Annotated in this window: 12 protein-coding genes; 3 read left to right on the top strand and 9 right to left on the bottom strand. The window is 64.4% G+C overall.

Annotated features, from left to right (window positions below):
- Positions 1-461 precede the first annotated feature (461 nt).
- Together OG332_RS37695 and OG332_RS37690 are read left to right on the top strand one after the other, a co-directional pair.
- A complete protein-coding gene (locus OG332_RS37695; protein ID WP_327417637.1) occupies positions 462-1,472 on the top strand; it encodes an AAA family ATPase in 1,011 nt (336 codons plus the stop codon).
- Positions 1,469-2,017, top strand: coding sequence for a guanylate kinase (locus OG332_RS37690; protein ID WP_327417636.1), 549 nt, complete (start codon positions 1,469-1,471; stop codon positions 2,015-2,017). The genes OG332_RS37695 and OG332_RS37690 overlap by 4 nt, the downstream gene beginning before the upstream one ends.
- A gap of 25 nt (positions 2,018-2,042) precedes the next feature.
- Here OG332_RS37690 and OG332_RS37685 read toward each other — a convergent pair whose 3' ends face one another.
- Positions 2,043-2,915, bottom strand: a complete 873-nt coding sequence (locus OG332_RS37685; protein ID WP_327417635.1) for a DUF1932 domain-containing protein — start codon at positions 2,913-2,915, stop codon at positions 2,043-2,045.
- Between the two features lie 12 nt (positions 2,916-2,927).
- Positions 2,928-3,578 (bottom strand): HAD family hydrolase, encoded by a 651-nt coding sequence (locus OG332_RS37680; protein WP_327417634.1) that lies wholly within the window; start codon positions 3,576-3,578, stop codon positions 2,928-2,930.
- Positions 3,579-3,968: 390 nt separating this feature from the next.
- On the opposite strand from OG332_RS37680, the gene OG332_RS37675 reads away from it, so the two are divergent.
- Positions 3,969-4,952 (top strand): ATP-grasp domain-containing protein, encoded by a 984-nt coding sequence (locus tag OG332_RS37675; RefSeq protein WP_327417633.1) that lies wholly within the window; start codon positions 3,969-3,971, stop codon positions 4,950-4,952.
- 584 nt (positions 4,953-5,536) lie between these two features.
- On the opposite strand, the gene lysX is transcribed toward OG332_RS37675, so the two are convergent.
- From lysX to OG332_RS37640, 7 genes are all read right to left on the bottom strand, one after another.
- Positions 5,537-7,027 (bottom strand): bifunctional lysylphosphatidylglycerol synthetase/lysine--tRNA ligase LysX, encoded by a 1,491-nt coding sequence (gene lysX, locus OG332_RS37670; RefSeq protein WP_327417632.1) that lies wholly within the window; start codon positions 7,025-7,027, stop codon positions 5,537-5,539.
- 509 nt (positions 7,028-7,536) lie between these two features.
- Positions 7,537-8,799: an aminotransferase class I/II-fold pyridoxal phosphate-dependent enzyme gene (locus tag OG332_RS37665; protein WP_327417631.1), complete on the bottom strand. Its 1,263-nt coding sequence runs from the start codon at positions 8,797-8,799 to the stop codon at positions 7,537-7,539.
- Positions 8,796-9,626, bottom strand: coding sequence for a hypothetical protein (locus OG332_RS37660; protein ID WP_327417630.1), 831 nt, complete (start codon positions 9,624-9,626; stop codon positions 8,796-8,798). Before OG332_RS37660 ends, OG332_RS37665 begins: the two co-directional genes overlap by 4 nt.
- The gene (locus tag OG332_RS37655) at positions 9,626-10,321 is read right to left on the bottom strand and encodes an SDR family oxidoreductase (protein WP_327417629.1); all 696 of its coding nucleotides are present in this window, start codon (positions 10,319-10,321) and stop codon (positions 9,626-9,628) included. Before OG332_RS37655 ends, OG332_RS37660 begins: the two co-directional genes overlap by 1 nt.
- Entirely contained in the window at positions 10,321-11,025 is a 705-nt protein-coding gene (locus OG332_RS37650) for a hypothetical protein (RefSeq protein ID WP_327417628.1), read from the bottom strand. The genes OG332_RS37655 and OG332_RS37650 overlap by 1 nt, the downstream gene beginning before the upstream one ends.
- Positions 11,022-11,987, bottom strand: a complete 966-nt coding sequence (locus OG332_RS37645; protein WP_327417627.1) for a radical SAM protein — start codon at positions 11,985-11,987, stop codon at positions 11,022-11,024. Before OG332_RS37645 ends, OG332_RS37650 begins: the two co-directional genes overlap by 4 nt.
- The gene (locus tag OG332_RS37640) at positions 11,984-12,832 is read right to left on the bottom strand and encodes a phosphotransferase family protein (RefSeq protein WP_327419492.1); all 849 of its coding nucleotides are present in this window, start codon (positions 12,830-12,832) and stop codon (positions 11,984-11,986) included. The genes OG332_RS37645 and OG332_RS37640 overlap by 4 nt, the downstream gene beginning before the upstream one ends.
- Between the last annotated feature and the right edge of the window lie 836 nt (positions 12,833-13,668).

The following is a 13,668-nucleotide window of genomic DNA, read 5'->3' as shown; positions in this document are numbered from 1 at the left end:
CTCTCGTACGAGCCGGCAGAGCCTGCCGAAGTCCCGCTGGAGTAGAGCGTCTTTGACGTCCTGGCGGGCCCAGACCTCGGGCGGTACAGAGGGGTACACCAGCTGTGCTGCTGTACCACTTCGGTTGCAGCCGGAACAGATGGTGTCGCCATTGTACCGACTTAGGCGACACCGGCAGATGGTGCACCGTCGACTGCTCCATGCGGTCGCACCTGCCTCGGTGGTTCGCGGCCCCGTCACTGTGATCGTCTCCCTTGCCGAGTGTTCGACCTTGGCTCCGGCGGCACTCCGCCCGTGTGGTTCCATCACATCTGCGTTCGGTGCCGCGGGGTATCACTCGCGCTTGGTGAAGCCGCTCAACATCGGTCAACGTGACTTTTCAACATCCGCTTACACATGCGTTCGCGCGGGGCAGACTTAGAGTCCGGATCATGGTGGGTAATGGGCAGGCGGTAGCAGTCATGGCAAAGAGCCGCGCGGGGTGGCGTCCGGACCAGCTCCGCGCGATGCGCGACGCACATGGCCTGACACTTGAGGGCGCCGGTGAGCGACTACGTGAAGTGGCGCGCGGCGCCGGACTCACAGTGCCGGCGGCGAACTTCCAGACGCTGTGGCAGCACGAGCAGGGGGAGGTGTATCCCGGCCCGCATTACCGCCGGGCATACTGCCTTCTCTACCGAGCCACCGAGCCCGAGTTGGGCTTCCGTAAGGCCCTGCCGGGTGAACAGACCCAACTCAAGCTCACCCCGTCGGAGGCAGAGCCGCTCGGCGACCACGTGCTGGCAGTTGAACGCGCGGTGCTGCAGATCGCTCCGGGCGATGCCGACAGCAGTGGACAGGAAGTTCAGCAGCGGATCATTGACGCATGGAAACGCCGCCACACAGGCGGCGACCCGAATCAGCCCACGTTGTTGCTGGTGGGCGGATTCGCCGGCAGCGGGAAGTCGGAATTCTCCCGGTTCATCTCCCGGCTCACCGGGTGGCCGGTCCTCGACAAGGACCCCATCACCCGCCCGCTCGTTGAGCGACTGCTGGTCGAGATGGGAAGCGACCCGAACGACCGCCACTCCCCGGTGTACCGGGAGAAGGTCCGGCCCTTGGAGTACCAGTGCTTGCTGGAGACCGCCTACGCCAATGTCGACTGCTCGATTAGCACGGTGCTCACCGCCCCGTTCATCGCCGAAGTGAGCGACGAGCGGTGGATGCGCCGTCTGATCAACCGGTGCGAGGCGCGAGGGGTGACCGTTGCGGTCATCTGGATCCGGTGCGACCTGGAGACGATGCACGAGTACATCGGCTTCCGCTCGGCGGCACGTGACAGCTGGAAATTGCAGAACTGGGACGAGTACGCCTCCACTTTCGACCCGGAACTACGGCCGACCGTGCCGCACTTGGTGGTTGACAACCGGCTTGGTGCTGCAATATCCCTTGCCGATCAGGTTCGACAGATCTTCGGAACGGTGTTCGCATGAGTCAGGGCATCCTGCTGTACGGTCCACCCGCATCCGGGAAGGACACCATCACCGCAGCCCTGCGCGAACTCAACCGTATTTATGGCGCGTTCGAGCGCCTCAAGATCGGCAGCGGTCGCACCCGTGGCTACCGGATGGGGACCGCCGATCGACTCGCGGAGCTCGAGGCACACGGGGACGTGATCTACCGCAACGACAGGTACGGCAATATCTACCTCGTGGACCGTCCGGGTCTTGTCCAGGCCATGCGAGACGGGCACATACCCATCTTGCATCTCGGGCAGATCACGGGCCTTGAGGCGGTGATGGACCGCCTCCCTGCCACATGGATCAGCGTGCTGTTGTGGTGTTCGCGGGAGACCACCGCAATCCGTTCCCAGGGACGCGGCGACAGCGACACCGAGGCCCGCCTGGCCGCCTGGGACGCCACGGCCCAAGACATCAAGGCCGGCTCGGACTTCGCCTGGGACCTGCGGCTCGATACTGACGCCATGTCGCCGGCAGAAGCAGCGCGGGAGATCGATCTCCTGCGCCGCGGCATCTGACCGCAGACGAACCATGCGGACGCGGCTACGATTCGCCGCGCCCCTCCTCACGTTCAGGGCCAGCCTGCAAGAGGGAGAGCGCCTCGGCCACGCTGAGCTCGCGATCGCGGGCATCCGACCACTGTTGTAGAACTCGGCTGCCTGCACGCATCAGGTCATCTGGCAGCCCGGCCTCCCGCAGCAGGGCTGCCGCATCATCCAGTTCAGGGCCCCAGCGCCAGGCGCGGGATGCCGTCTTGGGGATGTAGCCGGTCTCGGTCAGGTAGCTGCCGTCCCGCTTCCCGGCGATCTTGACGAGCTCGTCGGCAACGCCGTTGACATCGGCAACGCCGTAAGCGAGCGCCGCCAGGACGCGGGAGACCTTCTGGTAGCTCGAGTACGACAGCTTCAGCGCGGAAGCCGTACCTACCTCGGCGCCCAGGACGCGGGTCTCCACGTCGCTGCCGGCGAACAGGGCCGTGGCCTGCGAGCAGCCGCGAGGGTCTCCAGACAGATACATCGTGGGTTGCTTGCCGCCCACCGGCGGGGAGCCGACCACCGCGCCATCGATGACCACAGCGCCAGGAAGAAGTCTCCCGACATCCCTGACGCGGCGCGGCGTGATCGCGTTCGCTTCGATATACAACCGGTCCTCGAACCCGCTGGCAGCCACCTTCTGCGCGACATCCACCGCGGCGGCAGGCGGACACAGAGACAACAGCACATCAACACGGGCCACCAGCTGTCCAAGGCTCTCCACGCCTTCGAGCCCGGCGTTCTCGGCCCGAGCCCGGGAACGGCTGCTGCGGCCGTCCGTGCACCACAGCACCCGCACGTTCCGCCGTCGCAACTGGGCACCGAAGGCGGCACCCATGTTGCCGGGATGCAGCAACCCGACGGTGATCGCTTCAGAATCCATCATGGTGTCCTCTCAGCTCGCGGTGGTGAGCAGCAGATCGATCGCTTGGCGTGCATCAGTGGTGATGTGGTCTGGTGCTATGTCTCTTCCGGGCCAGAGCCTGCTACCGCTGATCCAGATGGTGCGTAGTCCGGCCGCTCTGCCGCCGCGGATATCGGTATCTGCACCGTCGCCGACCATCCAGCCGCCGAGTGCAAGATCGGTTCCGCAGGCAACGGCTGCCTTCTCAAAGATCGCCAGATCCGGCTTGCGTTCTCCGGCTGCCTCAGAAGTGCACAACGCATCAACGTGATCAGCGATGCCCGACGTCGTCGTTTTTGCAGTCTGGATCTCGGTCCCGCCGTTCGTGGCGACGGCAACCTTCCAGCCGGCATGTCGAAGCATGGACAGACCGTCGAGCACTCCGGGAAAGCAGGTGACAGAACGCGCCATGTACGCGGAATAGTCGCGCCACAGCGTCTCGGGGGCAGGCTCAAGGCCGTGCTCCGCGCGGATCACCTTGAAGGTCTCGAGACAGGCACGCTCGCGCACGAACTCAAGTAGCCGCCCTTGAGTCTGCTCGTCCAGGAAGTACTGCGCGGAGAAGGCGGTGCACCAATCAGCCAAGAGGCCTTGTCTGTCAAGGAGGGTATTGTCGAGGTCGAAGATCACCAGCCGCTGCATGCAGCAGACCCTACGGGACCCATGAGCGGCCGGGACAGACAAGCCTGCAAATGATCCCGGCTCAGTCCGCCGACGCGCGACACGGCAAGTCATGGACATATCACCGCGGTGATGTGCTCGGTCCGCTCTCATGAGTCACGGTTGGACTCCGATCGGTGACAGTCCATAGGCATCCCCCTCGTCGTCACAAGGATGGGCTCATGCAAAAGGCAGTCGGGGCGATCCAGCGGCCTGCAGTGAAGTGGAACGCGCCCCTCGGCGCTCGCCGCTGCGGGTCCATGTCTGCGGCCATCATGGAGGTTCAGGATCGTGTCTAGCAGCCATAGGGCGGCAGGAGCACCACACCCCTCGGGCACTGACAGCCCATTCGCATACCAGGTGATCGCTCGCGTGGCGCCCCGGCTGGACATTGCACTGGAACTCGAACCGTGGGGGCGCGAAGCGGCCCGGCTCGAATTCCCCAATGGCCGGATCGCCTACTTTCGGCATGGCAACCTCGACATCAACCGCTCCGGCAGCGCCGACCTCGCGCGGGACAAGCACGCGTGTGCTCACTTCCTCGCGAGTGCCGGTATCCCGGTTCCGTCGAGCGTCCCAATCCGCGCACTTGACGAGGTATTGGACGAGCAGCTTGGCAGCTTCATTGCTCAGCACTCTTGGCCGCTCGTCGTGAAGCCCAATAGCCGCTACGGCGGTCAAGGAGTCGAGAAGGTCGACAACATGTCAGCCTTGCGTTACGCCGTGAAGCGTGCGTTGCGCATGGACAAGATCGCTCTGGTTCAGCCCTTCGTCCGGGGGCAAGATGTCAGAGTCGTGGTGCTCGACGGCTCACCGATCGCAGCGTACTGCCGTGTCCCGCCGGTACTAGTTGGTGACGGCAGACGTTCGCTCCAGCTGCTCCTCGATGGCCTGTATGCCGGTGGTGAGTCTGCTGGGCCGGCAAAGCGACTCCCGGATCACGGTGAAGCCGCAGCCCGACTGGCGAGACGAGAGGGTGGACTGCGTCGTGTACCTCCCAGTGGCGAGCGCGTTCCTCTCGTGGACGCCGCCAATGTCGCGACCGGGGCGGACGTAGTCGACCTGTCTCGGGCACTACCGCCGGATGTGCTGGCCTTGGCGGTCAGCGCGGCCCAGACTGCGGGACTGCGCCTGGCAGGGGTGGATCTCCTGGTAGACCTCGGGATAGAGCCCTCCGACCTCGTTCGCTCCCCGGCCCAGCGTGATGTGACGCGCAATGGCCGTAGCGACGGACAGTGCGTCGTGTTGGAGATCAACAGTGCCCCTGAGCTCGACGGCTTTGCCTCGCTCGGCGACAGCCAGGCCGCTCTCGTTGAGCATCTGTACGAAACGATCCTGCTGGAAATAGCCAGATAGCCGGCATGCAATTCAAGATGGCGCAGGGCGATGACGTCGAGGCCTGGGGCACGGGAGCGGCCATCGCGGTCGGCCAGGACAGGCCCACCTCCTGAACGTCTGTCCGGGGCAACCCCAGGACAGGCGTCCGGGCCGGCAACGTGATTTGTTCCAAGACCGAGGCCTGGGTCGGTCAGCTTCGGCTCGCGGGTGGAGATGTGGGGCCTGAGTGCCCCCACGGACCACGGACACTTGCACGTCAGCAGGCACCACCGGTTCGGTTGGTTAGAGCAGCTGACTCAAAATCAGCGGGCAGGGGTTCGATTCGCTGGCCGCGTACTCTCGCCACGTTGCATTACCAGAAGGGCCGTTCGCCTCCTTGAGGCGAACGGCCTTTGGCGTTCCTCCCGGGGCGGTGACAGGCCGCGCGCCGGCAGCCGAGCAGTCTGGGTAGGGCCCCGGCCTCTCGACCGCGGTCGTCAGGTGCACTCGGCGGGTGCCGTCGTGCACCGTTGATCACTGAAGGCCGCGAGCTCCTCACTTCCAGGGTGCTTCAACCGGCCCCTGCGTCAGCTTCATGCAGGGGCCACATCGCCGGGGACCTGTCAGCTGGGCTTCACCAGAGGGAACAGGATGGTTTCGCGGATATTCTTGCCGGTGAAGGCCATGATCAGGCGGTCGATACCCATGCCCATGCCGCCCGTGGGGGGCATGCCGTATTCCAGGGCGCGGAGGAAGTCCTCGTCGAGTTGCATGGCTTCCAGATCGCCGCCTGCGGCTAGCAGAGACTGCTCGGTGAGGCGCCGGCGCTGCTCGACTGGGTCGACCAGCTCCGAGTAGGCGGTGCCTAGTTCGGCACCGAAGCCGATCAGGTCCCACTTCTCCGCCAGGAGCGGCTCGGAGCGGTGCTGGCGGGTCAGTGGCGAGGTCTCAACCGGATAGTCCATGACGAACGTGGGCTGCATGATCGTGTGCTCGACGAGCTCCTCGAACACCTCCTGAACGAGCTTGCCCTGACCCCACTTGGCGTCCCAGTCGACCTTGCGTGCGTCAGCGAGCTTGCGGATGGCCTCGATCGGGGTGTGCGGGGTGATCTCTTCGCCGAGGGCGTCGGAGACCAGTCCGTAGACGGTCCTCCGTGGCCACTCTGCGATGCCCAGGTCGTACTCGACGTTGTCGTGGACGATCACGGTCGTGCCCAGCGCAGCCACTGCGGCCTGCTGCACTGACCGCTGGGTGAGGTCGGCCATGTCGTGGTAGTCAAGGTAGGTGCCGTAGGTCTCGAGCATCGTGAACTCGGGGTTATGCGTGGAGTCCGCACCCTCGTTCCGGAAGTTCCGGTTGATCTCGAAGACCTTCTCGATGCCGCCGACGACGAGCCGCTTCAGGTACAGCTCGATCGCGATGCGGAGATACATATCCATGCTGTAAGCGTTGATGTGGGTCTTGAACGGCCGGGCCGCTGCGCCGCCATGGATCGGCTGGAGCATGGGCGTCTCGACCTCGAGGTAGCCCTCGGAGTGCCAGAAGTCCCGGATCGCCCGCACGGTGGCGCTACGCAGGTGGGCCATCTTGCGGGCCTCGTCGTTGACGATGAGGTCGAGATAGCGGAATCGGACGCGCGCCTCGGGATCGGTGAGCCCGGCGTGCTTCTCCGGCAGCGGTCGCAGGCACTTCGACGTGATTGCCCAGCTCTCCGCCATGATCGACAGTTCGCCGCGCTTGGACGAGATGACCTCGCCCGTCACGCCGATGTGGTCGCCGAGGTCGACGTCGCGCTTCCACGCCTTGAGCGCCTCCTCACCGACTCCCGCGAACGAGACCATGACCTGGATGTCGGCGGTCCCGTCCCGAAGAGTGGCGAAGCAGAGCTTGCCGCCGACCCGTGACAGCATGACCCGTCCCGTGATCCCGACGATTTCCCCGGTCACGGTGTCGGCTTCCAGCTCGGGGTGTTTCGCCCGGACCTCGCCGATGGTGTGCGTGCGCGGATAGGTTACCGGGTACGGTTCAATGCCGTGCTCACGGAGTCGCGCCACCTTCTCCAGACGGACGCGCATCTGCTCCGGGGCACCTGCGTAGATCTCGTCACTCATGCACCAAGGATAGAGGGAAATGACCCGCGACTCGGTCGCGATTAATGACCCGGATCGTAAGACGCAGGTCCACCGCTGCCACGAAGTCCACGTGTCCGGTTACCACCGCCAACATGGTGGACCGCACCGCGCCCAGATGGCCCCCTAGGTCCACCGGAGATGCATGCGCTGACCAGCAAGACCAGCCTCTGTGAGCCGCGTTGGCTGCAGCTTCGGCTGCTCGACGCCGCCGCACAGATCGTCACCGCCGGGCACCCATAGACGCTTGAGATTCGCCCGTCACTGGCCCTGGACCGATGTCATCACCGGCGCGATCAGGAGTCTCGATGGCCCCTGGACCCCGGCCGACCAGCAGATCCAGCCTCCCAACCAGCCGTCGGGTACGCGGAACCCTGCGGTCAACTGGCACAAGGTGAACCCAGTTTGCCCAAACTCCTTTCAAAATGCTGCGGCGGCTCACCCTTTGGACGAGTGAGCCGCCGCGAAAGATCGAGGTTGGATCTGAGCAGCTAGGCTGCATCTCCCGCATAGTTGTTTACTATTCCCTTGAATGCAGGGACCTGTGACGAAACTTCATTGATTCCTTCAAGAAGCCCGTCGATGTGCTCTCTATCATGCATGGCTGACACGGTGAGGCGGATGCGGCATGTGTCCGGAGACACGGCCGGCGGCGTGACGGCGACGCACCAGTACCCCTTATCGAGCATCAGCTCCTCGAACCTTGCCGCTGCCTGTGGTGTACCCATATGGATGGGGACGATGGGCCCATCGCCGGACGGGTGAAGCCCCATGCGGGCCAGGCCAGTTCGGAGCTGACGCACGTTGGCCCAGAGGGTGTCGCGTATTCCTGGCTCGCTTCGAAGGATGCGTAGGGCTGCGATGGTCGCTGCCGCCTGCTCTGCCGGCAGACTCGAGGTGAAGCGGTAGCCCGAGCTGAAGGTGCGGAGCATGGCGATCGTCCGCTCATCACCCAGAACTGCTCCTCCCATGCCCCCAAAGGCTTTGCTGAGCGTGGCAACTTGGAGGGGAATGCGACCGGTGAGGCCGAAGTGGTTTGCAGTACCGGATCCGTCGGCTCCGTACACGCCTGTGCCGTGAGCATCGTCCACCATGAGGACGGCTCCGTGCCCATCGCATACTTCGACCAGGCGGGGCAGGTCGGCCAGGTCCCCGTCCATGCTGAACACGCCTTCGGTGACGACGAGGGTGGCGCGCCCCCTGTACGCAGCGAGAATGTCGGCCAGATGTTCGGCATCGTTGTGTCGGAACCGAACTCGTTCGCCGGATGATTGGCGGGCGCCCATCTGGATGCTGCGGTGGCTCAGCTCGTCGTAGATCACTACTGGTCGACTGCTGGATGCCGGGGATCCGTACCAGCGGCGCGCCAGTTCACTGGCGTCGAGAATGCCGTGGACAGCTGCGATGTTGGCGAGCAGCCCGGTTGCCGTGATGAGAGCCGCTGGCTGTTTCTTGAACTCGGCGAGTTCGTGTTCGAGTTGTTCGAGTAGCCCGAGGTTGCCGCCGAGACGACGGGACTCGCTGGTGGCATGGGTGTGCTCGTGCAGCGCTTGGGCGGCCGCGGCCTTTACCTCGGGGCGGTGGTTCAAGCCGAGGTAGTTGTTCGAGCAGAAGGAGACCACGGTACTGCCGTCGTTGAGGCGTACGTGCGGTGTGGGCAGGGTCTCGTTACGACGCTCCGGCGGGAGGAGTCCCCGGCCGGACAGCCAGTCGTGGGCGGCGTGAAGGTCGGAAAATAGCGTTGGCGTGTTCATACAGCGAGCCTCAGGCTGGAGGTCACGGTGAGCAGGGGCGCGGCGTGGAAGCCGGTCTGATGCCGGTCGGCGAGGTCAGTGGTCCAGCGGAGAATCCCGTCGTGCTCGCCAACGAAAATGTCATCCCCTCGGCGTCCCAGGACTCCGCGTCCAGACAGGTCTGCTAGTGCCTGTCGGCAATGAGCAGCTTCCAGTTCGGCGAACCTGCGGTAGCCGGGATGGACGCCGAACCCACCGTTCGGATGGTCCTGGTCGAGGATGCGGGCCACGATGTCCTCCGCATGGAAGTCCCTGCCGCTGAGGTCGGGCAGGCAAAGGGCCACGACAGTGGCCCACGCCTGTCTGCGCAGTTTTGCAAGAACGTCGCTGTTGCCGACGACGTGTCGACTGAAGGCCAAGGCGCCCATCCAGGCCAGGTACCACGTGTCCTCGCTGGCGTTCCAATAGGAGTCGCCCAACTTCCGTGGAAGCATGGGCTTTCCATCGGTCACGGGGACACCGCGGCCTGCTACGGCGTCCTGCGCCTGGTCGATGGTGAAGTACTCACCGGGGTAACGGCGGTCGAGGCACATTCCATGCTGGCCATGCAGTTGGCGGTAGGCGTCGATGAAGCCGCTCAGACGGTCAAAGAGCGCGTCGTCCGGCCGTGTGCCGGCGGGAAGGATGACGTTGACGTCGATGTCGCTGTCTCCGCGGACTGCGGCTCCGTAGGGCAGGCTTCCGCTGGTGAATGCCACCACCACGTCGGGAATGTGGGAACCCACCAGCTTGCCGAGCTGATCGTGAATGCGGTCAGCCTCGTCCACGTCGACTATCTCGCCGCGCATCACAGGTCACCTACTGCATTGTTGACGAACAGCGTCTCCACGCAGGCTTGCGGAGGGAGCCGAATCGCCATGACAGTCAGCTCAGCGATGGACTCAGGGTCCATGAACTCCCTCTTCTCTTCAGGCTTCAGATGGTCGTACGAGGGAGTATCGACCGAGCCGGGCTGGACACTCGTCACCCGGATGCGACGTGGCCGGAGCTCGTCCCGCATGCTCGCGGCGAACCCCTCCAACGCATGCTTGGAGGCGCAATACAGGGACCAGTCGGAGAATCCCCTGCGGCCTGCAATGGACGAGACAAATGTGACCACTGCTTCGCCGTCACGAAGCAGAGGCGTAAACGCCTGGGTGGAAAAGATCGACCCGGCCACGTTGGTGTCGAAGAGTTCGTCGTACTGGGCGCGGCTGGCGGAGGGAAGAGGAGTTGGGTAGCCGACCCCCGCGCACAGGACCAAGGCATCTACCTGTCCGGAGGATCTCGCCACGGCATCAGCGGACTCTTTGATCGCGTCGAGGTCGCGAACATCGACATCATGTGTACGGCAGCCATCGTGATCGGCGTGAACGTAGCTGCTGGCTCGCCTGGCAAGGATGTGGACCCTCCAGCCGAGGTTGAGCAGCTGGGTGCTGATCGCCGCGCCAATGCCGAGGCTCCCTCCGGTGATAACCGCGACACGCTCGGTGGTCTGGTTCATCACTGGCCCCCGGTCAGATCCTCTTGGATGGACTGGCATAGGTCATCGATCGCAGCAGCGATGTGCTCTGGAGTGCTGGTGAACACATCACCATCGCGGTTGTGGTCCGAGATGACGAGCAGGCAACGCATCTGGTGGCCGGCGAGAGCAGCCGCCGCGAGGAGGTGGGCACTCTCCATGTCGACACAGTCAGCCACACCCGCGAGTTGGTGGTGGAGAAGAGTCGAGTCGGCTAAGCATCCGACCGTCGCAGCAACCCCAGCCGGCCCCAGCGGCTTGGCAGGATGGCTACGACGACTGTGGACCGACAAGTCTGCAAGAACGGCCGACTGGCCCACCACTGCAACAGAGGCAATGAAGGCGGACCCCAGGTCCACGGTGGTACCGATCGGTTGGTTCCGCAGGCCACCTGCCAGGCCGACGAACGTGACTCGCGTCGTTTGGGGAAGTGCGAAGACGATGTCCTTGGCGGCTGTGCCTTGAGGAACGTGTACGACGGCAGCGTCCCCGAGCAGGGAAGTACGCCACCAGCCGTCGCACTCCGTTCCGCCGCGGGCTAAGGCTGTGTGGATACTACGGAGAGGCGTCAGGACCACTTCGGGACCGAGCCAATCGCAGCCGAGCAGCGTCCTTCGTGCCCGCCGCCGCCACTGCTCGTCCGGCACCTGCACCTTGCTGGAAACCAGTCCTCCCTGCGCGATCACGACGAGATCACCGGAAGCGAGAGCACCGGAAGCGGGCAGGCTGTGGCCAATTCCCGGACCGGGCGCATCATGTCTTCCACACCCGCCAGCAGCTCGGTGAAGGACGCTTCTTCCAGGTTTCCCAGACGGAACCGGTCCTGGTCCAACTTGTAGAGCCACGAGCACGTGGCCAGGTCCCCGTTCGGCGCCACGAAGAACACCGACTGTCCCGCCGGGCACCCCTCAACATCGCTGGGCTGCGGTTTCCCGAGGCTGTGATCGATCTGCATACCGAGCTGCTTGTACTTCGCCTGGAGTCCGGTGAGCTCATCGAACAGTCTCTGCTTGCGGCCGGCAGACAGCGCCAACTCCGGGTGACGCGCCGCTCGCCCTGCGGGGAACACAGAGTTGATCACCAGCGCCTCGACGCCCATAAGTGCCATCTTGGCGCAGAACTCGGCGACGTGATCAACGTTCCCGGGGTGCGCGACGTGGGAAACCCGAACGGGAACTCCAGCAGCCAGGAGAAGTTCAACGGCAACTATGGCTCGGTCGAAAGATGTCGGCTTGAGGCGCACGAGCGCCTGAGACTCCCGATTGTGCCCGTCCACGCTCACCGTCATTCGACGCAGAGCCGTCCCGGACAGAGCTTCGGCAATTTCCTGCGTGATGAAGTAGCCATTGGTGTTGACGTACACTTCGGCCACCTTCGGGTCAATGGCGGCGATAATGTCGACGAGATCGTCTCGGGCAAACGGTTCGCCTCCGGTCAGGTAGAACTCGGTTACCCCAGAAGAGGTCATTTCCCGCACGGTGTCGAGGAAACGGGAGGTGCTGAGATCATCCGAGCGGGGGATCTGCGGCGAAGAGTTCGACAGGTAATGCTTGCACGACAGATTGCAGTAGTTGGTGACCTCCCATACAACCGTGGCACCCTCAGCAGGAGGGCGGAATCGGCAACGATCCCCCACCGTCTTGGTCATATCAGTCCCCTTTCGGATGCTTCGATTCCAAGGGTCGCGTTAATGAGAACGGCTTGCTCGAACCCGTCCGATACCGGGCGATAGCGGCGGTGCCACGCCGCGCACTGAACCGCCCAAATGGCGATAGCTCCAGCGATCCGGTCGGCCAGGGACATGTCTGTCGCCTCTTCCACCATCAGTCGCCCTTGCCGTAGGAGGTCCAGGCGCATGCTTGCCGGCAGGTCCAGGGAAGGCGTCAGGCAGAGGGCGGCAACATCGTGCAGCGGATCTCCGGGGCCGTAGAACTCGTAGTCCAACAACCACGCTCGTGGTTGCGCAGGATCGACAAGCATGTTCGGAGGCGTGGCGTCCCCATGGCAGGGCACTTGCAACGGATCCCGTATCGCCCTGTGTAGCGCCTGGGTGCTGGTTGGCGCGCGAGAGGCGAGAGCCACAGCCAACTCAGCTTGAAGCTCGCTAATTTGAGTGGGCGCGTCGTCGGGCCACGGTCCAGGAAGTCCAACGGAGGCAACCACCGTCTCCAGTACCTTCTGCATCCACTTGGAAGGATTGCCGGCCGCTGGGTCGTCGAGCCTCACGCCGGGTAGCTCTTCCAGGACCAATGTCGGTGGATTCCGGTGGTGCTCCAAGACGCGCGGGGCGAGACCGTCCGGCATCTGCTGCAACGCGCGCAACTCCCGCTCATACGGTTCCGGGGTGGCGAACCGCTTGATGTACCTTGCGGCCCCCGCTCCCAGGCTTCCCGATCTAGGTACGTGCCACAGCGAGCGCCCCGGACGGTCAACATGAACGGGTCTCCATCCGGCGGTGCCCCCTCCCCCGCTCGCAGTACCCACCGACCCCATATCCATGGGAAACTCCTTGACTCCGCATTTGATGCATGAAGGAATCCGCTGGCGCTGTTACGGTCATTTGCATGGCCGTGGTGGTTCGGCGTGCTGTCGCAACTCTGATTGATATAAGGATGGTTGGCACATCACAAACGTGATATCACCCAGGTAATATGTCCCGCCGTGAAGGCATGCGACTGCTCGGCGAGCCGCGGGCGGGCGCCGGCTTCGCTGACCCGAGCCTCGTCAGTGCATGGCCGCAAGACGAGGCAGTGAGCCCGAGTGGAGCCTGCAGGCCATTGGGCCTCGTTGCGCAGCCCATGGCGGAGCCTCTGAGTGGCTACGTCAGCCGGAACGAAGAACGGTTGTAGCTGGCCCTCAAGAACGCTCAGCGGACGCCGATGAAGGACATGTTGGTGAGTTCCACGAACGGGCTGCGGCGTGTCGGAGCCAGCCATCAGCCCCAGGTACGTTCGCAACCGGTCGGGTCGCCGCCGCCTGTCAACGCTGATGCCGGCCCAGGCTTCCGGTCTCTGATCCCAACAGCAGAGTAGGTGGCACGTAACCGCCGCCGGAGCGAGGGAGAATCCTCGTGTACTGGTGGCCGCTTCCGCTGATGATGTCGGAATGCAAGCACAGCGCGCAGCGATGCACGCCCAGTGCACCGCCGAGCTTGGGGGCGACCACACCGGTCCCGGAGCAGAGGTCATCTTCGACTATGCCTTGACCAACGGGCTGGCAGCCGTCATGTCCGCTCAGTGGGGCGAGACCGCGGCCACCGAGAAGAACGGCCGCCGGGTGAGGTCGGCTGCCGCGCTGCTCGACGTCGTCGAGGAGAAGGCCCAGGAGGA

Source organism: Streptomyces sp. NBC_01233, from assembly GCF_035989305.1.
Classification (GTDB): domain Bacteria; phylum Actinomycetota; class Actinomycetes; order Streptomycetales; family Streptomycetaceae; genus Streptomyces.
This window is presented reverse-complemented; position numbering and strand designations above follow the sequence as displayed.

Bases quoted from the DNA above. Each gene is read 5' to 3' on its own strand.
- OG332_RS37665 (WP_327417631.1), bottom strand. From the start codon at position 8,799: ATGAACACGCCAACGCTATTTTCCGACCTTCACGCCGCCCACGACTGG.
- OG332_RS37645 (WP_327417627.1), bottom strand. From the start codon at position 11,987: ATGACCAAGACGGTGGGGGATCGTTGCCGATTCCGCCCTCCTGCTGAG.
- OG332_RS37685 (WP_327417635.1), bottom strand. From the start codon at position 2,915: ATGGATTCTGAAGCGATCACCGTCGGGTTGCTGCATCCCGGCAACATG.
- OG332_RS37680 (WP_327417634.1), bottom strand. From the start codon at position 3,578: ATGCAGCGGCTGGTGATCTTCGACCTCGACAATACCCTCCTTGACAGA.
- OG332_RS37695 (WP_327417637.1), top strand. From the start codon at position 462: ATGGCAAAGAGCCGCGCGGGGTGGCGTCCGGACCAGCTCCGCGCGATG.
- lysX (WP_327417632.1), bottom strand. From the start codon at position 7,027: ATGAGTGACGAGATCTACGCAGGTGCCCCGGAGCAGATGCGCGTCCGT.
- OG332_RS37655 (WP_327417629.1), bottom strand. From the start codon at position 10,321: ATGAACCAGACCACCGAGCGTGTCGCGGTTATCACCGGAGGGAGCCTC.
- OG332_RS37640 (WP_327419492.1), bottom strand. From the start codon at position 12,832: ATGGGGTCGGTGGGTACTGCGAGCGGGGGAGGGGGCACCGCCGGATGG.
- OG332_RS37690 (WP_327417636.1), top strand. From the start codon at position 1,469: ATGAGTCAGGGCATCCTGCTGTACGGTCCACCCGCATCCGGGAAGGAC.
- OG332_RS37660 (WP_327417630.1), bottom strand. From the start codon at position 9,626: ATGCGCGGCGAGATAGTCGACGTGGACGAGGCTGACCGCATTCACGAT.